The 21,342-nt window shown below is 65.3% G+C and carries 26 protein-coding genes; 10 read left to right on the top strand and 16 right to left on the bottom strand.

Annotated features, from left to right (window positions below):
- The first annotated feature begins 46 nt into the window (after positions 1-46).
- Both P1L41_RS10800 and P1L41_RS10795 read left to right on the top strand, forming a co-directional pair.
- Positions 47-1,117: an ATP-NAD kinase family protein gene (locus P1L41_RS10800; protein WP_276295737.1), complete on the top strand. Its 1,071-nt coding sequence runs from the start codon at positions 47-49 to the stop codon at positions 1,115-1,117.
- A gap of 106 nt (positions 1,118-1,223) precedes the next feature.
- Positions 1,224-2,258 (top strand): phosphate uptake regulator PhoU, encoded by a 1,035-nt coding sequence (locus P1L41_RS10795; protein ID WP_276295736.1) that lies wholly within the window; start codon positions 1,224-1,226, stop codon positions 2,256-2,258.
- Between the two features lie 15 nt (positions 2,259-2,273).
- Here P1L41_RS10795 and P1L41_RS10790 read toward each other — a convergent pair whose 3' ends face one another.
- Complete coding sequence (locus P1L41_RS10790) at positions 2,274-3,443, bottom strand: LEA/WHy family protein (protein ID WP_276295735.1); 1,170 nt, start codon at positions 3,441-3,443, stop codon at positions 2,274-2,276.
- A gap of 357 nt (positions 3,444-3,800) precedes the next feature.
- On the opposite strand from P1L41_RS10790, the gene P1L41_RS10785 reads away from it, so the two are divergent.
- From P1L41_RS10785 to P1L41_RS10765, 5 genes are all read left to right on the top strand, one after another.
- Positions 3,801-4,016: a DUF7525 family protein gene (locus P1L41_RS10785; protein ID WP_276295734.1), complete on the top strand. Its 216-nt coding sequence runs from the start codon at positions 3,801-3,803 to the stop codon at positions 4,014-4,016.
- A gap of 62 nt (positions 4,017-4,078) precedes the next feature.
- Positions 4,079-4,303: a DUF7123 family protein gene (locus P1L41_RS10780; protein WP_276295733.1), complete on the top strand. Its 225-nt coding sequence runs from the start codon at positions 4,079-4,081 to the stop codon at positions 4,301-4,303.
- Positions 4,304-4,341: 38 nt separating this feature from the next.
- On the top strand, positions 4,342-4,773 hold the full coding sequence (locus tag P1L41_RS10775) for an SRPBCC family protein (RefSeq protein WP_276295732.1): 432 nt from the start codon (positions 4,342-4,344) through the stop codon (positions 4,771-4,773).
- Complete coding sequence (locus P1L41_RS10770; protein ID WP_276295731.1) at positions 4,770-5,585, top strand: carbon-nitrogen family hydrolase; 816 nt, start codon at positions 4,770-4,772, stop codon at positions 5,583-5,585. The genes P1L41_RS10775 and P1L41_RS10770 overlap by 4 nt, the downstream gene beginning before the upstream one ends.
- 79 nt (positions 5,586-5,664) lie before the next feature.
- Positions 5,665-6,717, top strand: a complete 1,053-nt coding sequence (locus P1L41_RS10765) for a DUF4349 domain-containing protein (protein WP_276295730.1) — start codon at positions 5,665-5,667, stop codon at positions 6,715-6,717.
- A 203-nt stretch (positions 6,718-6,920) separates the two neighbouring features.
- Here the strand turns inward: P1L41_RS10765 and P1L41_RS10760 are convergent, their stop codons facing one another.
- A complete protein-coding gene (locus tag P1L41_RS10760) occupies positions 6,921-9,047 on the bottom strand; it encodes an AAA family ATPase (protein ID WP_276295729.1) in 2,127 nt (708 codons plus the stop codon).
- Between the two features lie 85 nt (positions 9,048-9,132).
- On the opposite strand from P1L41_RS10760, the gene P1L41_RS10755 reads away from it, so the two are divergent.
- A complete protein-coding gene (locus P1L41_RS10755) occupies positions 9,133-9,267 on the top strand; it encodes a DUF7128 family protein (RefSeq protein WP_276295728.1) in 135 nt (44 codons plus the stop codon).
- Positions 9,268-9,312: 45 nt separating this feature from the next.
- Here the strand turns inward: P1L41_RS10755 and P1L41_RS10750 are convergent, their stop codons facing one another.
- Complete coding sequence (locus P1L41_RS10750) at positions 9,313-9,744, bottom strand: DUF5796 family protein (protein ID WP_276295727.1); 432 nt, start codon at positions 9,742-9,744, stop codon at positions 9,313-9,315.
- A 99-nt stretch (positions 9,745-9,843) separates the two neighbouring features.
- On the opposite strand from P1L41_RS10750, the gene P1L41_RS10745 reads away from it, so the two are divergent.
- Both P1L41_RS10745 and P1L41_RS10740 read left to right on the top strand, forming a co-directional pair.
- Positions 9,844-10,722 carry a shikimate kinase gene (locus P1L41_RS10745; protein ID WP_276295726.1) on the top strand — a complete coding sequence of 293 codons (879 nt, stop codon included), beginning with the start codon at positions 9,844-9,846 and terminating at the stop codon, positions 10,720-10,722.
- Positions 10,719-11,012: a chorismate mutase gene (locus P1L41_RS10740; protein ID WP_276295725.1), complete on the top strand. Its 294-nt coding sequence runs from the start codon at positions 10,719-10,721 to the stop codon at positions 11,010-11,012. The genes P1L41_RS10745 and P1L41_RS10740 overlap by 4 nt, the downstream gene beginning before the upstream one ends.
- Before the next feature lie 317 nt (positions 11,013-11,329).
- Here P1L41_RS10740 and P1L41_RS10735 read toward each other — a convergent pair whose 3' ends face one another.
- The 13 genes from P1L41_RS10735 to P1L41_RS10675 all read right to left on the bottom strand — a co-directional run bounded on the left by P1L41_RS10735 (position 11,330) and on the right by P1L41_RS10675 (position 21,340).
- Positions 11,330-11,725 (bottom strand): cupin domain-containing protein, encoded by a 396-nt coding sequence (locus P1L41_RS10735; protein ID WP_276295724.1) that lies wholly within the window; start codon positions 11,723-11,725, stop codon positions 11,330-11,332.
- Positions 11,726-12,366: 641 nt separating this feature from the next.
- Positions 12,367-12,753, bottom strand: coding sequence for a PIN domain-containing protein (locus P1L41_RS10730; protein WP_276295723.1), 387 nt, complete (start codon positions 12,751-12,753; stop codon positions 12,367-12,369).
- A complete protein-coding gene (locus P1L41_RS10725) occupies positions 12,750-12,995 on the bottom strand; it encodes an AbrB/MazE/SpoVT family DNA-binding domain-containing protein (protein WP_276295722.1) in 246 nt (81 codons plus the stop codon). Before P1L41_RS10725 ends, P1L41_RS10730 begins: the two co-directional genes overlap by 4 nt.
- A 297-nt stretch (positions 12,996-13,292) precedes the next feature.
- The gene (locus P1L41_RS10720) at positions 13,293-13,487 is read right to left on the bottom strand and encodes a hypothetical protein (protein WP_276295721.1); all 195 of its coding nucleotides are present in this window, start codon (positions 13,485-13,487) and stop codon (positions 13,293-13,295) included.
- Between the two features lie 229 nt (positions 13,488-13,716).
- Positions 13,717-14,397, bottom strand: a complete 681-nt coding sequence (locus P1L41_RS10715; protein ID WP_276295720.1) for a carbonic anhydrase — start codon at positions 14,395-14,397, stop codon at positions 13,717-13,719.
- 56 nt (positions 14,398-14,453) lie between these two features.
- On the bottom strand, positions 14,454-15,548 hold the full coding sequence (locus tag P1L41_RS10710; RefSeq protein ID WP_276295719.1) for a sodium:phosphate symporter: 1,095 nt from the start codon (positions 15,546-15,548) through the stop codon (positions 14,454-14,456).
- 67 nt (positions 15,549-15,615) lie between these two features.
- Positions 15,616-16,344, bottom strand: a complete 729-nt coding sequence (locus P1L41_RS10705) for a DUF7289 family protein (RefSeq protein ID WP_276295718.1) — start codon at positions 16,342-16,344, stop codon at positions 15,616-15,618.
- Positions 16,341-16,805 (bottom strand): DUF7266 family protein, encoded by a 465-nt coding sequence (locus P1L41_RS10700; RefSeq protein ID WP_276295717.1) that lies wholly within the window; start codon positions 16,803-16,805, stop codon positions 16,341-16,343. The genes P1L41_RS10705 and P1L41_RS10700 overlap by 4 nt, the downstream gene beginning before the upstream one ends.
- Entirely contained in the window at positions 16,792-17,781 is a 990-nt protein-coding gene (locus P1L41_RS10695) for a DUF7261 family protein (RefSeq protein ID WP_276295716.1), read from the bottom strand. Before P1L41_RS10695 ends, P1L41_RS10700 begins: the two co-directional genes overlap by 14 nt.
- The gene (locus P1L41_RS10690) at positions 17,769-18,383 is read right to left on the bottom strand and encodes a DUF7288 family protein (RefSeq protein WP_276295715.1); all 615 of its coding nucleotides are present in this window, start codon (positions 18,381-18,383) and stop codon (positions 17,769-17,771) included. Before P1L41_RS10690 ends, P1L41_RS10695 begins: the two co-directional genes overlap by 13 nt.
- Positions 18,384-18,385: 2 nt before the next feature.
- Entirely contained in the window at positions 18,386-18,916 is a 531-nt protein-coding gene (locus P1L41_RS10685; RefSeq protein ID WP_276295714.1) for a DUF7287 family protein, read from the bottom strand.
- Positions 18,917-20,953: a type II secretion system F family protein gene (locus tag P1L41_RS10680; RefSeq protein ID WP_276295713.1), complete on the bottom strand. Its 2,037-nt coding sequence runs from the start codon at positions 20,951-20,953 to the stop codon at positions 18,917-18,919. It abuts the gene before it with no gap.
- Entirely contained in the window at positions 20,954-21,340 is a 387-nt protein-coding gene (locus P1L41_RS10675) for a P1/P2 acidic ribosomal protein (protein ID WP_276295712.1), read from the bottom strand.
- Between the last annotated feature and the right edge of the window lie 2 nt (positions 21,341-21,342).

Below are 21,342 nucleotides of genomic sequence, written 5' to 3'. Positions count from 1 at the left end.
TGCGTTCCCGGGTGGCTTTTGCCGTTGCCTGTCCAAGCGGTAGCAGATGCGACGAATCGGTGTCGTGGTCAACCCAATCGCCGGGATGGGCGGCCGCGTCGGACTGAAGGGGACCGACGGGAAAGTAGCCGAGGCACGCGAGAAAGGGGCCGAACCGCGAGCGCCCGACAGAGCACGCGCCGCGCTGGAGTCGCTCGCCGAGGTCGGCGACGGGATAACGCTGGTGACCTACGGCGACCCGATGGGAGCGTCGCTCGTCCGGGACGCCGGGTTCGAGGCCGACGTCGTCGGCAAACCGCGGAACGAAGACGAGACGACCAGCGAGGACACGAGGGCGGCCGTCAGAGCCTTCGTTGACGCCGGCGTCGACGCGATTCTGTTCGTGGGCGGCGACGGCACGGCCGTCGACGTGGCCGAGACGCTCGATGCGCTGGCCGACGAGACGCCGATTCTCGGTGTGCCGGCCGGCGTGAAGGTGTACTCGTCGGTGTTCGGCGTCTCGCCGCGGGCGGCCGGCCGCATCGTCGCCTCGTTCTCGGAGACCGAACGCGCCGAGGTCAACGACATCGACGAGGACGCCTTCCGGGGCGGCGAGGTCGTGACGGAGCTCCGCGCGGTCGCGACCGTCCCGGTGGCCGAACAACGCCAGTCGGCCAAGCAGCTCGGCGGTGGCACTGTCGAGACACTCGCTGAGGGCGTCGCCGACAGCGTAGAGGCGGGGGTCACCTACGTGCTCGGTCCAGGCAGCACCGTGGGCGCAATAAAGGACGCACTCGGTTTCGAGGGAACGACGCTAGGTGTCGACGTGTGGCGCGACGGCGAGGTGCTCGTCGAAGACGCCGCCGAAGCCGATATCCTGGACATCCTCGGCGAGCGGAACGTCATCGTCGTCTCGCCCATCGGCGGCCAGGGGTTCGTCTTCGGGCGGGGCAACCAACAGCTCTCGCCAGCTGTCATCCGGCAGTGTGACCTCGAGGTCGTCGCCTCCCGTCGGAAGCTCGACGACATCGGGACCCTACGGGTCGACACCGGCGACGAGGCGCTCGACGAGGCGCTCCGCGGCTGGCTGAAGGTCCGAGTGGGACGCCACGAACGGCGACTCGTCGAGGTTCGATGACCACATCCGGTCACCCTGCACCCGAGTCTAACATGATTGTATACATCGCCGGCTATTAAGTTGTGTATAGTCAAGATTAAGGTTGGGTATCTCTAACCAAGGGGATATGGAAACGCGGAAAGTTCAGCGACTGGGTCCCTCGACGCTCGCGATGACGCTCCCCGCCGAGTGGGCGAGCGCACACGACGTCGAGAAGGGCGACGAGGTGTCGCTCCGGATGGGCGGGAAAGGAACGCTGACGGTCATGCCCGAATCCGTCCAGACGGAGGAGTCGGAAGCCATCATCTACGCCGAGAACCTCGACGCCGACGCGGTCGAGCGGGCCATCGTGGCCCAGTACGTGCTCGGCCGGCGAGTCATCCACGTCGAGGCACCGGAGGGCGGGACGCTCGACTCGGCACACATCAACGCCGTCTACAACGCCGAGACGCAGCTGATGGGCCTGGGCGTCATCGAGGAGACGCCCGAGCGCATCGCCATCCGGTGTTCGGTCGACCCCGAGGACTTCACGCTCGACAACCTGCTCGAGCGCCTCGAATCGACGGGGTCGACGATGCGAAACGAGGCCGTCAAGGCGCTGGCCCACGGCAACCCGGACCTCGCCCAGCGGGCGCTCAACCGGGAACGGCAGGCGAACAAGATATTCGTCCTCCTGCTTCGCCTCATCTTCACTGCCTACCAGAACCCGAACCTCGCGCGGGCGGTCGGCCTCGAAGACGGGTTCCCCCTCATCGGCTACCGCTCTATCGCGAAGAACCTCGAACTGACCGCCGACAACGCCGAGGACATCGCGGAAATCGCGCTCGAAGCGGACGAGAACTCGCTGGCGGTCGACAGCGGGACGATGCGCCGCATCCGCGAGTTCACCGACCAGGTCAACGAGATCACCGAGCTCTCGGTGCAGTCGGCCGTCGAACGCGATTACGATACCACCATCGAGGTCCGCAGGATGTACCGCGAGATCGGCGACAAGGAACACGAGATCCTCAACGACCTCCCGGAGATGGACAACCAGGACCTCCTGCAGGTCCGAGAGGTGCTCGTCAGTCTCCAGCAGACCGCCGAGTACGCGGTCCGGAACGCCGAGATCGCCACGAACCTCGCGCTCAACGAGCAGTCGGAACACACGAAGATTCAGTAAGCCGAGCGACTGGCGCTACAGCAGGCCGTCGTCCTCGGTCGCGGTTTCGGTCGGTGTCGGCGTTTCAGTCGGGGTATCCGTTTGTGTCGGTGAGTCAGTCACCGTAGTGCCATCGCCGAGGAGGCCGCCGTCGTCAGTCGCCGACGCAGTGTTGGTCTCGGTCTCCGCAGGCGTCGACGTGGCCGTCTCGGGCTCCCCTTCTTCGGCGTCGCTGCTCCCGGACGGCTCCGATTCGGTCCCCGTCGGATACTGCGCCTTGTTCCCGAAGATGTCCGTCTCGATGGTGGTGTCGTAGTCGATGGCATCGAGGTCGATGCGGAACGACTCACCGGCGCCCTCGACGACGACGTAGAAGTCGATGTGCAGGTCGGTCACCTGATTTCGCTGGAGGTGTGTGACCCACCACTCGTCAAGGTGCTCGTTCCTGATGGTCGTCCTCGCTTCGATAGTCTCGGTCGACTGCGGTGCGATGACGTACCCGCGGTCTGACTCACCGGCACCGACGGTCACGTCGTTCATCGTGATGGTGTACCCCACCTTCGTGACGGCGTAGGGGATCGATTTGGGGTTGTAGACGGTGAAATCGAGCGCCATCGGGGTCCGCTCGCGCGTGAGGTTCGCCCGGTCCCACGCCCCGCTCGTCTCGTTGACGTAGAGGACCGGGTCGGAGATCAGGGGCTGGTTCGCGTCCACCGGCCGGGTCTCCGACGAGTTGAACTGACCGATGATATCGGTCTCGATGGTCCGTTCCTGTGCCGTCGAGAACGACTGTCCGAGTGTCGAGGACGTCAACGTCGCGTCGATGGTGACGTCGGTCACCTCGCCGTTCCGGACGTGAGTGTACCACCACGCGGGGATGCGGTCGTTCTGCATCTGGGTGGAGAACTCGAGCGTCGAGTTGCCCTGCTCCACGGACAGCCCGTCCTTGGTTCCGGAGGCCATAGAGACGTCGTTCATCCCGACAGTGTAGTTCACCGAGACGCCGCCCAGCTGGACCCCGATGGGGTTCGGGTTCGAGACCCGGAGGTCCGTCGCGACCGTCGTCGTGTTCTCCGAGACGGTCCCGAAGTGGTTCTCGACCGAATCGACGCTGGGCGCTCCGAGGACGCCCAGCACGAGGCCGGCCCCGACGAGCGCGACGAGGGCGATACCGACGATGGCCACCGTCCGCAGTTTCCCTGCCATTAGACCCCCCTCTATCTTCGGGCGGTAAATGCTCGGTGGCTCGGCCAGGGGTCGTGTTTAGGTGCGAGGTTGGGATGGTTGAACAGCCGGAAAGTTCCAGCGTTCTCAGCTTTGGTTCGCGGGCTGTGAGGCGGTTTCACCCCCCCTCTACTTCGCGGCGCGCAGCGCCGCGCAAGGCCCACTCACCAGGACGGGAGACCGGAGGTCTCTCGAACCACGCTCCGGTAGGTGCTTGCGTCGTCCGCCTTCGTCCAGCGAGTCGGGGCTTCCTGGCTCTCTGAGTCAATCACCGCTAACCGAAACACGGCTCGTCCCGGGCCCGAATGAACTAAGTGGGCCACAGCGGTAGCGCACACAATGGCATCGAATACGCCCGAGACCGACATGGGGCTCGGTCTCGGTCTGGTCTTCGGTATCGTCGCGCTGATCGCCGTCGTCCTGACGGCGACGAACGGCTACGCGTACGCACTCAACGGCGTCGCGCAGGTCCGTATCACCAGCGGCATCGTGTTCGGCATCGGCCTCCTGGCGGCCGGCCTGTCAATCGTCGCGATTCACGTCTACGACGCGTGAGGCCGTGCCAGAGGCGCGTTCACAAGAGCAATCATTAAATCCGTTCAGACCCTACTTCTGCTATGGCCGATTTCAGCGAGGAAGACCGGCGGATTCTGGAGTACCTCCGCGACAGCGTCTCTCGGGGTGAGAGCTACTTCCGAGCGAAGAACATCGCGTCACAGATCGGCCTCTCGGCGAAACAGGTGGGGGCCCGACTCCCCCGGCTCGCCGAAGAAGCCGACGAGGTCGAGATCGAGAAGTGGGGTCGCGCCCGGTCGACGACCTGGCGCGTGACCACGGGATAGTCGGAGGATTATTGCGGGAGCAGACCCGACTGAGAGCTATGACTGTCCGGGTCGAACGAAGCATCACCGTCTCTGCGGCGCCCGAACGCGTCTGGGAATTCATCGCCGACCCGGAGAAACGAGCACGCCCCATCAGCGTCGTCACCGACTTCGAGGTGGTCGACGACGAACAGGCCAACTGGTACCTCGAACTCCCGATTCCCGTCGTGAACCGGACGCTCAAGGTCGAGACGAAGGACGTCGAGCGTCGCTACCCCGAGTACGTCCGGTTCGTCGGGAAGTCGAAGGTGATGCGCGTCCAGGGCGAACACGAGCTGGAGGAGACAGCGGACGGCGGGACCGTCCTGACGAACCGATTCATCGTCGACGGGCGACTCCCCGGTGTCGAGCGGTTCTTCAAGCGGAACCTGGACGAGGAGATGGAGAATCTCGAGGCCGCGCTCCGCGAGGACCTCGAAGTGACAGCATGAGACTCACGCTCGCACAGATCACGGTCGATCCGGGAAGCGTCCAGGGGAACGTCGAGCGGGCGTCGGACGCTATCGAGCGAGCGGCGGCCGACGGCGCGGACCTGGTGGTCCTCCCCGAACTGTTCAACGTCGGCTACTTCGCGTTCGAACTGTACGGCCGCCGGGCGGAGGCTCTGGACGGCGAGACGCTCACGACGATTCGAGACACGGCCGTCGAAGAGGGTGTCGCCGTACTGGCCGGGAGCATCGTCGAAGACCTCGAGTCCAGTGCGGCAGCGGGAATCCCGGTGCCGACCGACGACGGCCTGGCGAACACGGCAGTGTTCTTCGACCGGGACGGCGAGCGCCGGGCGGTGTACCGCAAGCACCACCTCTTTGGCTACGGGTCGGCCGAGTCCGACCTGCTCGAGCCCGGACAGCGGCTCCCGACCGTCGAGTACGAGGGGTTCACCGTCGGCATCTCGACGTGCTACGACCTCCGGTTCCCGAAGCTCCACCGCCAGCTCGTCGAGAAGGGCGCGACGCTGACGCTGGTCCCGAGCGCCTGGCCCTACCCGCGCGTCGAGCACTGGAAGCTGTTCCCCCGAGCGCGCGCAGTCGAGAACCTCCTGTACGTCGCCGCGGCCAACGGCGTCGGGACGTTCGACCAGACGGAGCTGCTGGGCCGGTCGACCATCTTCGACCCCTGGGGGACCACCCTCGCGAGTTCGAGCGACGACCCCGCGCTGGTGACGGCGGACGTCGACCCGGGCCGCGTCGAGCGGGTCCGTGACGAGTTCCCCGCGCTGGAAGACGTCCGGACAGACTGGTGAAGACCACAGTCGCTCTTTCACACAAAGCGCGTTTTGAGCGTCCCTGAGCCCTTTATTCTCTCCCTGAGGAGTGGGGACTATGTCCTCGAAGAGATTTGCCCCCCTGCTCGTCGCACTGGTCCTGTTGCTGGCTGGCTGTGCGGGCGCCGGCAACCCCGTGAGCGCGAACGGTGGTGGAGACGGCGGCGAACTGGCTGCCAGTGGGGATGCGGAAGCACCTCAGGAACAGGCACAGCAATCGGGCGGTGACGGCGGCGGGAGCGCAGACAGCGTCGCACAGGCTGACGCAATCAGCCAGCAGCGAGCCATCATCAGGACGGGGCGGATGGTCGTCGAAGTGGACAACTTCTCCACGAGTCGAACCGCGGTCGCGGCGGAGGCACGTAGCCTCGGTGGCTACGTCAGCGACTCCAACCAGCGCCTCCACCGGTCCGGGAACGCGACGTGGCGGACCGGCTACGTCGTCGTCCGTATCCCCAGCGAGGACTACGAGTCGATGCAAGAGTACGCCGGCGCTCGGGGGACCATCGTCTCCGAGGAGACGGAGACCCAGGACGTCACCGACCAGCTGGTCGACCTGGAGGCCAGGCTGGAGAACCTCCGCCAGCGCCGTGACCGCCTGCGGACGTTCTACAGTCGCGCCAACGACACCGAGGAGCTGCTGCGCATCGAGGAGCAGCTCTCGGAGGTCCAGGGCGAAATCGAGCGTCTCGAAGCCCAGCGCCGCTCGCTCGAACAGCGGGTCGCCTTCTCGACGCTGCGGGTCGAACTCCGTGAGCCCGCGCCGGGTGCGAGCGACATCCGGGCGCAGTACCACCAGCAGTCGCTCGTGGCCGTCTTCCTCGGGTCCGTCGAGGACGTCTACGTCTTCGGGCGAGCAACGCTAGTGACCGGCGCGGCCGCCCTCCCGTGGCTGGCCGTCCTCGCCGTGCCGGTGCTCGGCGTTCGCCGCGCCCTCCGTGGCCGCAGTTTCTCGCTGCCGTCGGTGCGGTCCGATGACTCGGATGTCGGGGAGGAGGCCGACGAGAGCGATTCCGGGACGACGGACACCGAAGACGAGTCGGGTGGTACCGAAAACGAGGAGCGAGGAGCCGGGGCGGACAGCACGGAATCGACGGACGACAGGGAGTAGGCACGACTCACACCGGGCATTTTTTGAAGGTGGGGTGGATACAGTCACATGCCGGCACGGCGCTTTTCACGTCACGCCGGTAACTCAACGCCCGTCTCGCTGCTCGGCCACACGGCGTCGCTCGTCCGCCAAAGGCTGTCCGGACAGCCTTTCTCGTCATGCCATCACGCTTCGCGGAGCGCGACGCTCGCTGCGATCTCCGATTACCGTGCTCGTTCGTGCTCTACGGCCCGGTCGAAGTGCTCGCGAGTGACGACGACTTCGTCCGCGCGCTCGCTCGCGGCCTCGGGGCCCAGCTCGCTCGCGGCCTCCCTGATGGCGAGCATCGACGCCTCGCGGACCACGGCCTCCAGTTGCGCCCCGGAGAACCCCTCGGTGTCGGCCGCGAGGTCGGCGAGCGAGACGTCCGCTGCGAGCGGTTTCTGCCGGGTGTGGACGGCCAGAATCGCCTCCCGTGCGGTCGAGTCAGGATTGGGGACCTCGACGTGTTGCTCGAGACGGCCCGGCCGCAGGAGTGCGTCGTCGATCATGTCCCGGCGGTTCGTCGCGGCCAACACGACGAGGTTCGGGTTCTCCGTGATGCCGTCGAGTTCGGCGAGCAGTTGGGAGACGACCCGCTCGGTCACCTCGTTACCCTGCCCGCGGTGGCTGGCGATGGCGTCGATCTCGTCCAGGAAGATGATGCTCGGCGCGGTCTGGCGGGCCCGCTCGAACAGTTTCCGGACCGCTTCCTCGCTCTCGCCGACGTAGCGGTCCATGATTTCCGGCCCCGCGACGTGGATGAAGTTGACGTCGCTCTCGCCGGCGACGGCGCGAGCGAGGAGGGTCTTCCCCGTCCCAGGCGGGCCGTACAGCAGGATGCCGCTGGGCGGGTCCGTGTTCGTCGCGGTGAACAGGTCGGTGTAGGCCAGCGGCCACTCGATGGCCTCTGTGAGGACCTGCTTGACCTCCTCGAGACCGCCGACGTCGTCGAAGGTGGTGTCGGGGGACTCGGCGACGTACTCGCGCATCGCGCTCGGTTCGACCGTCGCCAGCGCCTCGTCGAAGTCCGCCTTCGTCACCGCCGGGCTGTCCCGGTCCCGCCGCAGCGCCACCATCGCCGCCTCCGTCGTCAGCGAAGCGAGGTCCGCGCCGACGAAGCCGTGCGTCCGGGCGGCGATGCTGTCGAAGTCAACCTCGTCGTCGATGGGCATCTCGCGCGTGTGGACGTCGAGAATCTCGCGTCGGCCGGCCTCGTCGGGGACGCCGACCTCGATTTCGCGGTCGAAGCGGCCACCCCGGCGCAGCGCCTCGTCCACGGCGTCGACCCGGTTCGTCGCGCCGATGACGACGACGTTCCCGCGCTCCTCGAGACCGTCCATCAGCGTCAACAGCTGCGCGACGACGCGGTTCTCCATGTCGGCGTCCTCGTCGCGCGACCCCGCGATGGAGTCGATCTCGTCGATGAACAGGATGGCCGGCGAGTTGGCCTCCGCGCGCTCGAACGCCTCGCGCAAGCGCTCCTCGCTCTCGCCCTTGTACTTCGAGACGATTTCGGGGCCGGAGATGGTGTCGAAGTACGCGTCCACTTCGTTGGCGACGGCGCGGGCGATGAGCGTCTTCCCGGTCCCCGGCGGCCCGTGCAGGAGGACACCGCTGGGCGGGTCGATACCGAGTCGCCGGAACTGCTCGGGTTCCGACAACGGCATCTCGATCATCTCGCGGATGCGGTCGAGCTCCTCGTCGAGGCCGCCGATGTCCTCGTAACTGATGCCCGTCTCTGTCTCGGCCGTCTCGGGGTTGACCCGGTCGCTGCTGGACGGCGAGGGAGAGGATTGCGTCCCGCTGGACTTGCCCTCGCCGTCTCTCGCGAGCACCGTCACGCGCGTTTCGTCGGTGACCTGCACCGGGCCGTCCGGCGTCGTCCGCCTGACGAGGAAGGTCCCCAGTCCCTCGACGTGGACGCGTTCGTCGGCCTGGACCATCCGGTCGACCAGCCGGTCCCGGACGGTGTACTCGTACTCGTCGGTCCCCGGAATCGGGTCCACCGGCTGGACGGCGATGTCGGTGGCTGCCACCACAGATCCCTGGCTCACGGTCACCGTCTCGCCGATGTTGACGCCGGCGTTCGCCCGGGTATCGGCGTCGATGCGAACGAACTCGCCCTGTTCGTCCGCGGGCCACACCTTCACTACGGTCATCCGGTCGCCCTCGACGATGACGGGGTCGCCGCTCAGAACGCCGAGCTGGCTCCGCGCGGATTCGGTGAGGCGCGCGATACCGCGGCCGGCGTCCCGCTTGTGCGCCCCCTCGACCGTCAGCTCGATACCGTCGTCGCTGGACCCACTCATGCCCCCTCGTAGCCGTCGAGCGCCCTTGAGGGTTCCCTTCGTGTCGCGCGAAAACAATATACGGCCGCACACCAGAGTGTGTCACATGGTAGTCACGACCGAGCGGGACGACATGACCTGGTACAAATGCGAGGTCTGCGGGCTGATGTTCGACGACCGGCAGGACGCGCAACAGCACGAGTCGAACTGTGACGACGAAGACCCGTCGTACATCCAGTGAGCGAAGGCGAGCGAGGCGGGACAGGGCCAGGGCTGACCTGGCAGTTCAGACTTCTTCCGGGACGATTTCGAAGCTGCGTTCGCCCATGTCGTCTTCCTCGAAGACGAAGACGCGGCCGTCCGCGACGTCGAAGTCGACCTCGACCTCGACGCGCATCTGGTGGTCGCGGACTGTGACCCCCGGGAACAGCTCGTCCTCGTCCCCGTTCTGGAGGATGACCCGCCCGACGCCACTCTCCTCGATGATGTCGTCGTGGGTCCGGAGGTCGTTGACGTAGACGAGGATGCCCGTCGTCTCCGTCTCGTCGGTTATCAGCACGTGGGTGTCCTTTCCCGGGGCGGTACGGACGCGCTCCTCGACTTTCGACGGGATGCCGTGGTAGAACGCCGTCCGCCCGTCGAGGTACTCGACGGCGACGCCGTCCTCGGTCAGTTCGACCGAGAGCGACGATGGCGCGATGTCGGACCGGTTGCTCATACCCGGTCATTCGGCCGCCGACCCAAAAACTGCGCGTTGTCCGCGCCGGCGTGGCCGGTTCCGCAGGTAGTAAATACTCCCGGGCGGGAGTAGGGAGCGATGGAAGGGAAGGCAGCCGCGCCCGCCGCCGGAACGGTCCTGAACGCGCTCGCGACCGGCCGAGGCTCGGCGTTCGCCATCGACGAGTACACCACGGCTACGGTGGAGCTGTGGAAAGACGAGGAGGGCGTCACCGGCGAGGTCGACGGTGCGCCCGAGGCCGACACCCGCCTCGTCGAGCGCTGCGTCGAGTACGTCATCGACTCGCACGGCGGCCCAGAGACCGTGGGATTCCCCGCGGTGTCAGGCGGGCACGTCCGCACCGAGAGCGACATCCCGATGGCGTCCGGTCTGAAGAGCTCGAGCGCCGCGGCGAACGCGACGGTGCTGGCGACGCTCGACGCACTGGACGCGACAGACCGGATGACCCGCGAGGACGTGGCGCGACTGGGCGTCATGGCCGCAAGAGACGTCGGTGTCACAGTCACCGGGGCGTTCGACGACGCCTCCGCCTCGATGCTCGGCGGTGTCACCGTCACCGACAACGAGGCCGACGAACTGCTGGCCCGCGACGAGGTCGACTGGGACGTGCTCGTCTGGACGCCACCGGAGCAGTCGTTCAGCGCCGACGCCGACGTCGACCGCTGCCGGAAGATCGCACCGATGGCCGGCCTGGTCGAGGACCTCGCGCTCGACGGCGACTACCAGCGCGCGATGACGGTCAACGGGCTGGCGTTCTGTGCCGCGCTCGGCTTCGATTCGGAACCGCTGGTCGAGGCCATGGGCCAGGTGCAGGGCGTCTCGCTGTCGGGCACCGGCCCGTCGTTCACCGCCGTCGGCGAACGACGAGCGCTCGAACAGGTCCAGGCGTACTGGGACCGGCGCGACGGACGGACGCTGCTGACCACGACGCAAACAGAAGGAACACAGACAGTATGAGTACAGAGCCGAACCCCGAGGACATGTCACTCGACGAACTGCGCGAGGAGATACGGGCCATCGACCGGGAGATCGTCGAGAAGATCGCCCAGCGGACCTACGTGGCCGACACTATCGCGCAGGTGAAAGCGGAGAAGGACCTGCCGACGACCGACGAGGCCCAGGAGCAGGCCGTGATGGACCGCGCCGGCGAGAACGCCGAACGGTTCGACGTCGAGTCCAATCTCGTGAAGGCCGTCTTCCGACTGCTCATCGAGCTGAACAAAGTTGAACAAAGAGAGAGCAGATAGCTGAATTCAACCGTTTCAAGGCTTCTATTGCGGTTCGGGTCGCAAAATTCTCTTCCGGTAGTTGTTCTTTCGTTCCTGGCTCGGTGAGCGACGATATGGATTCGTCGGTGTCAGGGGCACGGATTCAAAACAGAATTTGGGGCGAGTGACGAGATGTGTGAGGGCACTTGCTCACGAAGCAATTAACTGTCGAGAATCGCTACGCGGTCGATACGTCTAGATAATCATCGGTCAGTAGCCTGTCAGATAACAGGCGTCGCGTGCTGCATAGAGAGGGTGTATGTAGCAACGATTCGGAGGACAGCTGATCGACCGTTCTACATCTGGAGGTCGTGCTTTTCGAGGAGTGCCGGGACACTCTCAAGGTCGGCCTCGAAACCGTAGCGTTCGCCGATCGCTAGGAACTGCGAGACCCATTCCTCGTCCGTCGGGTCGGGTGGCCCGAGTCGTGCGACTTCCTCAAAGTACTCCGAGAACTCACCTGGGGCGATGATTTCGAGGAACTGGAGCGGTTCGTCGCCAGCGTTCCAGAATGTGTGCCAGACTCCTCGGCCTTTCACGACCGACTCCCCCGCTTGTACGGTCGTCAGTTCCTCGTCCGCCAGTACGGTCATCTCGCCCTCCAGCACGTAGGAAATCTCGTCCTCATGGCTGTGGCGGTGGAGCGGTGCCGCCAGCGTCTGCGGCGGTAGCGTGTGCTCAACGATGGCCACGTTCGCCTCGTTCTCCGTCCGAGAAACGTCCAGTCGTGCACTGAGATTTCCGAGAGAAACGTCGTACTTTCCTGAGGATGTGGTTGGTGAACTCATCAGCAACTATTCCATTCTCACTGATATAAACTAGCAGAGACACGTGCTATCATAGCCGTTGGAAGCCGTGAATTGAGAGAATATATTCCGGCGAAGCGTGATGGACTGATCTTCTGGACGCGTCACTGACCGATTCGCGCTGTGTATCCAGCACGGCTACCAAAACCAATCACTGATTGAGGGGTTCAACAAGGCCGCATTTTCACTATTCCCGTTTCTTTATATACAATTCCCTTTCGAGAGCTATGGCGGATGATATAGGCCTCCCTGGAACTGAAACACCTCTATTTACACGAGAATCCATCATGGATTTCAGCTACCTGAACAAAGTTGAGCAACGGGAGAGTCGGTAGGGGGAAAGACGAGTGTTAGAGGGATTCTAGCCACGTACTAGTGCAGTGTGGTGTCAGTTCTCGACGCACCTTGCGAGTTTTCGGACTCGGCGAGCAACCGGAAGATCTGACAAGATCTGTCGCACTCGGGGTCACGACAATCGCTACGAGCACCACGCTTCGTTCGGGTGGTGCTCTATCCTCAGTCCGAAGTTATTCCTCGTCGGTCGGTTCAAGTGGGACTCGTTCTATCTCGATGTCTTCGTAGTCTTTCTCGGACGAGAGCACGTCCATCCCTCGCGTTTCCGCAGTCGCTGCGTGGAAAGCGTCGAACGATGTCATCCCATCGTCGTAGTAGTTGACGGCCTTCAGGACGATCTGCTTCTCCTCTTCGTCTCGCACGGGGACGAGTTCGAGCAGGTTCGCCACCAGCGGAACGTAGTCGAACTCGTAGCGTTCCCGAGCGAGGAGGAGTTCGAGATACGAGAACGGTGACGTTTCGATATCGTATTTGACAAGGGCGTCCTCTGCGGGGACCTGCAACCAATCAGTATCTTTGGCGAGTGCGAGCAAAAAATCCGTCTCGACGTACACCGTCATCTGTCCCCGCCAGCCTCCTCAGCCTCGTCTTTCGCCTCCGCCTCGATATCCTCTCGAATTTTATCGACGGATGCATCGTGAAGTTCGCCTGCCGCCTCGCGGACAGCTGCGAGTGGGTCGTCCGCGACCGGAATCAGCTCAAGTCTATCCTCGTACATAACGATATGATACTTCTGGCCGTACTTCTCGCGCACCTCTTTCGGAATGTACAGCCGTCCCTGCCCATCCGTCTCTGTTGACATAGCTGGTACTACGTTACCACGGAAAAAGAACCTTACCATCAGAACGTGACTAGTGGTTTTCGGCGGGGCGTTTCAGTAGCTTGTATGGTGGATTTCATCCATTTGAACAAGGTCGAGCAACGGGAGAGTCGCTGAGGTGCCGAGACTGCCCTTCGTCAGTCAGTTCCAGCGGCGCCTTGGTTACCTCGATGTCCAACACCATTCTCGGACGAGAATCCATTCATGCCTCGTGGCTCCGCTGGCACCGTGTATAACCCGTAGGACGACGATACGACAGTTACGCCCGACAACGGAAGGCTACCGCTGGACGTACCGGAAGAACCGGTCGAAGATGACGATGCCCACGGCGACGGCGGCAGCGACTGTCAAGCCGAGTGTGAGTGCACCGGCGAGCGACCCCTGCTGGAAGTACCCGACCAGCGTGCCCAGCACCCCGACGGCGACGACCGTCGCTACGGCACGCATCACGTCGAACGACTGTTCGGCGCTCATAGTCGTCCCTCGGCAGTCGGCGTCTTCAGCTCTGTGACTACGCCACGGTTCCCCAGGCACGGTCGTCACTGTGATAGTGTGACTACCTGTTGGGACGCGCCACTTGACGAATCACCCGACACGGAGACCGCCCGACGAACGAGTGGGCGCGTACCGGGCGCTCCGTCGGTGTCGGTCACGAGCGCGTGCGCGGCGATATGACATCCGGGGTTCGTGCTTCGAATCGCGCTCAGTACGTCCAGAGCCGGGTGATGCGGTCCGCGACCTCGGGATGGGCCTCGCGGAGCGTCTCGACGTCCGTCTCGCCGTCGACGTTGATGACGTGGACTTCGCCGCGGTGCTCGGAGTAGACGTCCTGGAAGTCGTAGACGGCGCCGACGACGTCCGTCCCATCGGGAACGTCGTCACTATCGAGCAGGAAGTCGACCTGCCGGTCGACGTTGTACTCGACCAGGCGGTTGATGGCCTCGCTCTCCTCCAAGCCATCTGGCAGTTCCTCGACGCCCGGTTCCAGATGTGGCTTCAGGATGCCGATGCAGTGCTCGATGCCGGCGGGTTCGTCGACGCCGTCGGTCAGTGCGCCGTAGGTGGCCGTCACGGCCCCACAGCCGGTGTGCCCGACGACGACGATGGTGTCGGTGCCCGTGTGTGCGACCGGGTACAGCACGTCGCCCGAGACGGCCGGACCCGACTCGGTCTGCTGGACGACGCGGTTCCCGATGTTCCCGGCGGTGAAGACGTGTCCGGGCGCATCGTTGTCCCACATGGCGTCCTGGAGGACCCGGGAATCGGAGCAACAGACGGTGACGGCGTCGGGGTGCTGTGCGTCCTGCAGATCGTCGAAGCGGTCTGCGAACTCGTGAGCGTGCTCGGCGTTGCCAGCGAGCAGGTCCTGAACTGTCTCGTTCATATCAGAGGTCCCGACTCGCTCCATTATATCGTTTGATGAATCGGACGGTGACCGCGTCACCGGAGCAGCAGTGGGACCACCAGGAACGCCAGCGGGACGACCAGGAGCGCGAACAGGAAGGCAGCGAAGACCCGCCGGTCCGTGGCGAGTCGGGTGTCCAGCGCGGTGACGACGCGGCGGTACTGGTCGTAGGCCACCATCGCGAGCAGCGTGAGCAGCGTCGCGACGGCGACCAGCTCGAGGACGACGACCAGTCCGGTGACCGACTCGAGCACGACGGCGACCAGCACCGTATCGAAGAAGGTCCCGACGTTCGCACCGAGGATGTACGGCACCAGTTCGTCGCGGTCGACGTACCCGCGGTTGTACAGCGGGACGACGACACCGAGCGAGAACGCGACGCTCGTCGCGACGCCCGTTATCAGAAGCCCGGCGAAAAACGACACCCAGGTGTGGCGGAAATGCGCGAAGAGATGGCGCTGGAGCGCCGCCTCGTCGACGCGTGCGAGCAACCTGTCGAACAGCGAGAGGCTCCCGAACACGAGCGCCACGGCCAGCAGGACCGAGAGCCCGGGGCCGATGGCCGTCGTGACGGCCTCGGTGAGCGGGTCGAACGTCGATAGCGCCCGGAACTCGATGGCAGTGGCGGTGCCCGCACCGAACCCAGACGCGTCGAGGAGCGGGAGCGCGACGTAGCCGAGCACCGTGGCCGGGAGGAATATCGAGTGGGTCAACACGAACGTGAGCGTGCCCAGGCTGACCGCTTCCTGGACCGAGAGCCGGTCCTTCTGGAAGTAATCGAGCGCGCCGACGAGGACCACCACCGCTGCGCCACCGAGGCGGGACCCGGCGACCATCAGGAACAGTTGCTGGGTCGAGACGACGCCGGCCGTGAACAGGGACACCGAGAGCGTCGCGACGACAGAGCCGTTGGCGAGGACGTACGCCGCGAGCCAGCTCAGCCCGAGTGCGGCGCCGTCGCCGACGACGTTGCGAGCGAAGACACGGGCCACCAGGGGTGCAACGGCCTCCGTGGCGGTTCCGAGCAACTGGACGGCAAAGAGAAACAGCGCGACGGTCGCGAGGAATCCGAGGAGAAGCCGGAGCCTGCCCGGCGTGCGACCCGACAGCTGTGCCAGTCGACTGTTCATCGGTCTCGGTTCAGGAGCGACCCCGGCCGCCCCCGGGGGATGAGAGGGGGTGCCGGGGTCCGTTCGATTAGTTGTCGAACCGGACGGCTATATCGGTCACGGAAACCGTGACCTCGCTGGTATCCAGCGTGCAGGAGACGGTGTCGCTGGCCACCCGGTTACAGGTGTCGGTCCCAGGCTGTGCGTCGAGGTAGCGGAGCCACGCCTCGCTGCGTGGGCTGGTCACCGTGAGCGTCACGTCGTCGGACTCGGTGTCCGTCCGCAGGACGGTCGTCCCCTCGTGCGTGGTCCGGACCGTCGCGCTGGTCTGTCCGGCGACGGACGTCGAACCGACAGGGGTCGTCCGGACGACCGGGATGACGGTGTAGTCGGTGGTCAAGAGCATGGTCGGTGAGTCGACCATCACCTGCCCGTCGGGGTCCGACCGGATGACCGCGCCGTTCTCGTAGACGACCTCCGTCCCGGTGCCGGCATCGAGGACGATTGGTGTAACCTCGAACCGGTGGGTGAAGTCGTCGGCCGGGACGGCGACCTCGATAGTCGTCGTCTCGGCCGCCGAGAGCTGCGAGTTGTAGAGCTTCACCGTGGTCGTTCGACTCGGCACCTCGTCGCCGACGACGTCGTCGACGTTGTCCGAGAGGATCTCGAACGAGCGAACGCCGTTGTTGACGCGCTCGGCGTCCTGGACGTGGTCGAGGGTCGCGAAGCCGCTGACGCTGATGAGTGCGACCATCAGGAGGACCATCGAGAAGATGACCACGAATCCGACCGTCGCGCTCTGGCCGCGGTCGGTCACTGGGTCACCTCCAGGGTTCCGGTGGCCGCGTCGTACGAGATGACGAACTCGCCGCCGGTGACGGACGTCTCCTCGATCTGCGTGCCGGTCTTGAGGTCGACGACCGCCGAGACCTCGACCGAGGCGCTCGTGACCACGAGGCGGTACTGGTAGGCGTCGCCGCTGGTGCCAGTCTGTTCGATGGCGATGCGGTACTGTTCACCGGCGACGCGTTCGGGCAGTCGGTCGGTGACGCGGACCGTCGTCGGCGCGTCAGTTGCACGGACGAGGGCGTCTGCGGCGGTCAGCTGGTCGGCGAACCGGTTGCCCAGCACGTCGAGTTCAGACTGGACGGTGCTGTCGCGCTCGGCCGAGACGAGCGAGCCGGTCGACGTGAACAGCGAGGTGACCAGCAGCAGCGTGATAGCCAGCGTCGTCACGAAGCCGACGGCGGGCGAGACGCCGCGGTCATGCATCGGCATCACCCCCCTCGACGGTCGTCTCGGTGACGTACTCGACGCTCGACGTCACGTAGGTGATACGGACGGTGGCAGACGATATCTGACCGTCTGCGGTCGGGCCGTTGGCCGCGTCGTCGGCGTAGTTGCTGTCGTCGACGCCGGTCGGTGCGTGTTCGACGAGCATCGTGTAGGTCCCCACGACGTTGTCCGCCGAGCGGAACTCGATGCTGTACGGGCTTTCGACGTCGCCGAAGGTGTCGAGCGAACTGCAGGAACTCCCGTCGAGCTCCCCGGTCACCAGGTCGATGGTGACGTCCTGTCCCGGCGGACCGCTGACGGTGCAGCCACCGTGCAGGGTACCGCTCGTGTCTCGGACTTTGACGACGACCTGGGAACTGTTCGTGTAGGCGAACAGCCGCCAGGTGTCGCCGTCGTCCTCGGTGACGAGGACAGTGAACACGCCGTCGCCGGTCAGGGTGGCGACGTCGCCGTCGAGGTCGGATTCGACGAGTGAGTTCTTGGAGACGTTCAACCGCAGGTCGCTCGCCGCAGTGACGTCGCTCGCGAGCGTCCAGTCACTCTCGGGGCTGGTCGCGCCGCTCTGGAAATCCCGCGTCGAGTCGGTCTGGTTGATTCGCGTCTCGTGGGTCGACCCGGTTAGGGCTACCTCTGAGTGCCCGCCGCGTCTGGCAGCGTCGTCGTCGGCGCTGGCACTCCAGTCAGCGACGCTCGTCTCGAGGTCGGTCCGGAGTGCGGACTGGCTGCCGTCGCTGTGTTCGTTGGCGTGGGCGATGGCTCCCGAGACGCCGTCCGTCGCCGCGACGGTGAACCCGATAGCCTCCCGGGTGTCGTCGTCACTGGTCGTCGCCATCGTCTGGGCGAACGCCGAAGCGTTCAACACCAGCGTCAGCGCGACGAGCAGGACGGCGATGCCGAACGTCGTCACGAGGAGGACCTGCCCACGCTCACTCGCTCCCGACGGAATCAGGTGGACCACAGGACCACCTCCACGGAGACGACGTTGTAGAGGCCGCTTCCGGGCGAGTCGTCGGGCGCGTAGAACGGCACCGACGAGACGGTGTCGGTGCCCGCGACCGCGGGCGTCGACTCGTCGCCGTCGCCGTCGTAGTACAGCGGGTCCTCGTCGTACAGCGTCACGAGCGTGGCGACGCGGACGGCGTCGTCACTCGGCGTGCCGCTGTCGACGATACGCACGGTCTCGGGGTCGTCCCCGGGGACCTGGTACCGGACGTTGACGTTGTAGACGACGCCGTCGCTCGCGAAGCTCCGGCGGAGCTGCTCGCCGAACGCGGTCGGCAGGTCGCCGTTCGCGTAGCCGGACTCGTACGCGTCGAGCCCGTAGAACGCCTTGGCGTCCGGGTCCCAGAAGAGGACGGTCCGCTTCAGCGACCCGTCCTCAGCAGCGTCTTCGAGGACGCCCGAGGCGACCCGTTCGAGCTGGGTCACGGAGTGGGCGCTCGCCGTCGTCGCGCTCTGTGGCGTGACGGCCGTCGCCTGGAGCGCGAAGACGATCGCGCCCAGGAGGAGCATCCCGGAGACCAGCGCTTCGAGTGTGAACACCTGTCCTCTGTCACTCATGGTCACCACACCTCCACCACCAGGACGGCGGCCGTCCCGTCGATAGAGACGTGACGCTCTGCGGTGACGACCGTGCCCTCACCGGACTGATACGTCTCACCGACGGTGAGCGGGGTACCGCTGCCCGTACACGGGCCGATTGACCCGCCGTCCGCACAGAGGACCGTATCGTCGGTTCTACCGGCGTCGTCCGGCCGAATCGAGACGGTCACTCGGTAGCGGTCGTCGATGCCGAGCTGGTCGGTCAGCGGCTCGCTCGTCTCGAGCGTGCCACACGAGTCCGGACTGGACTGACTGAAGAAGTCGACCGTGCAGGCCGGGTCCAGCGAGGTCGTGGCGGGCTCGCCGAGGTGGAAGTCGACGAGCTGGTTCGCGACTCTATCAGCGACCAACGGGTCCTCCTGACCGCCCGGGGTCGACGAGACGAGCCCGGGGACGAACAGGAACACGAACCCGACGACGACGAAGAACACCGCCATCCCCGTCAGGAAGTCGAGGGTCAACTGGCCGCGAGCGGTACGAGGCGACTGCATCTACCCCACCACCGTCCAGACGGTCAGGGAGAGCGCGAGGAGCACGACGACGTACTTCGCGCCGGCGCGGAGGCTCGCTTCCCGGAGATATCCCGAGATGAGGCCCGCGAACACGGCCTGGATGGTCACGGCGTGGAAGAACATCAGCGAGAGCAGGTCCGCGTCGATGGCGCCACCGAGCGACATCCCGCCCGCGCTCCCCACGGCCGCACCGGCACCGAAATCAGCCATGACGTCGATGAACTGCACCTTCAGCAGTGCCATGACGCCCAGCAGCGTGACGTAGGTCATGAGCACGATGGCCACCTGCATCATCGAACGGGAGTGGCGCTCCCGGCGCAGGTCGTCCGCGTTCTCGCTGGCGTTCGCGGCGGTCGCGAGGACGACGGCGATGTGGCTGGACGCTTCCTGGGCCTTCGTGATGAGTTTGACCGTCCGTGCGAGCTGGGGCATGTGGTACTTGTTGTTGAACTCGATGAGCGACTCCTTGAGGCTCATCCCGAAGTGCACCTTGTGGTGGATGATTCGGAGTTCCTCCGCGAGCTTGTCCGAAGACGTCTCGGAGACGGTCTTGATTGACTCGAGCACCGTCGCCCCGGTCGCGTTGACCGAGGAGAGCTTCAGCAGCGTGTCCGAGAGGTTCCCGAGTATCGCACGCCGGGACCGCTGGTTCCAGGTGTGGAACACGGCCATGGGCGTCACGGTCAGGAACAGCGGGATGTAGACGTAGACGAACGTCGACCACACCGGCCGCGCGACCACGCCCGACCAGGACGTGGGGACCGTGCCCGACAGCGCCGCCGCTGCGACCAGCGAGACGGCGGCCGGGACGCTCAGCGCGAACGTGTACAGCGGGTTGTCCCGGAAGAACACGTGTGGCTTGCGCAGGAGCGCCACGGTCTCTTCGAGCCCGCGCTTGGCCGCGATGCGGTCGAAGATGTAGTACGTGCCGGTAAACGAGGTGATGAACCCGAGGTTGGTGATGCCGGACCGACCCTCGGTGTCGAGCCAGATGCTGGAGTCGCGCGGCTTGATGTAGCCGTCGCCGAACTCGTCGCGCTTGATGCTGGTGACGAGCACCAGGAACGCCAGTGCGATGGTCGGGATGAGCGCGTAGACGGTGATGTAGAGCATCATCGTCGACGCGTTGCCGAGCATGTTCATCACCACGAGGATGATGATGAGCAACAGCGGGAACAGCGAGATGGTGATGTACATCTCGCCGAGCAGCTCGAGCACGTCGAGGGTCTGCTCCTGTTCCTGTTTCGCCGTGCGCATGTACTTGTGCTTCTTGTCCTCTAAGAACTTCGTCATGTTCCCACCGCTGTGGATGACAGAGAGCATGTCCACGAGGAACTCGCGGAACTCGTCGCTCGGGGAGTGGTCCATCTGGTTCTTGATGGCCGTCCGGTAGTCGACGTCGAGCGTCTTGGTCTCCCGGACGATGGCCTGGAACTCGCGGGACACTTCACCGTAGGTGTCGTCGGCTTTCGCCATCGCCTCGAGCAGTTCGAGCTGATTCAGCCCGCCCAGCGAGAGGGCGTACATGAACGACACGGAGTCCGAGAGCAACATGTTGATCTCGCGCTTGCGCTCGTTGGCCCGCAGGTACGGAATCCCGACGATGGTCCCGAACCCGGCTCCGAAGCCGAGCCCGCCGAGGACACAGCCCAACAAGAGGACCACGAAGGGTGCCCTGGCGCTTCGCACGAACTCCGCGACCACACCGCTGTCGGGCAGCGGCACGCCCAGCAGGGGTCCGGCGAAGAAGCCCATCGAGACGAGGAAGAGCCCCAGGCCGATGCCGAGGGTCCACAGCGCCAGTCCAGTGAGAACGCCCACGGCGATGGCGTGCGAGAGATACATCTCGACGGTGTCGGGCATCCGCGACTCGGCGAGCTTCGTCTCGACAGACTGGACGAACACGTCGGAGTCGTCGAAGAGGTAGTCGTAGACGGGGTAGAACAGGTTCCCTAACTCGTCTCCGGCCCCCTCGAACTTGCGGATGGATTGCGGTTCACCAGTCTCGGTGCTCATCTATGCCTCCGACTCGTCGCTTGCGTCCACCGCCTCACCGTCGAGGTCACTGGGACGAGCAGCGTCCTCGACGGCGTCGTCGTCGCGTTCGATCCCCTCGTCGTCCGCGTCGTGCTCGTCGTCGAACAGCGACTGGATGCCACTCGACTCGCGCTCGGCGTCCGAGTCGTCCTCGGAACCGTCGTCTTCGAGTGCGGGCTCGCCGCCGGTGTCTATCGACGCCGCTTCCGTCGCCGCGATATCGACGTCTTCGAGCGCCGCCACGACGGCCTTGACGCGGGACGACGGAACGTCCCCGCCGGCCGCCTCGATCGTGGCGGTCAGGTTCTGTTCGTTGATCTCTGCCCCGGTCTCGTGCAGCATGAGCACTGCGTAAACGTATTCCATTG

The sequence above is a fragment of the Haloarcula ordinaria genome (assembly GCF_029338275.1).
GTDB lineage: Archaea > Halobacteriota > Halobacteria > Halobacteriales > Haloarculaceae > Haloarcula > Haloarcula ordinaria.
The sequence above is the reverse complement of the archived record's forward strand: the minus strand, read 5'-3'. Positions and strand labels throughout refer to the sequence as shown.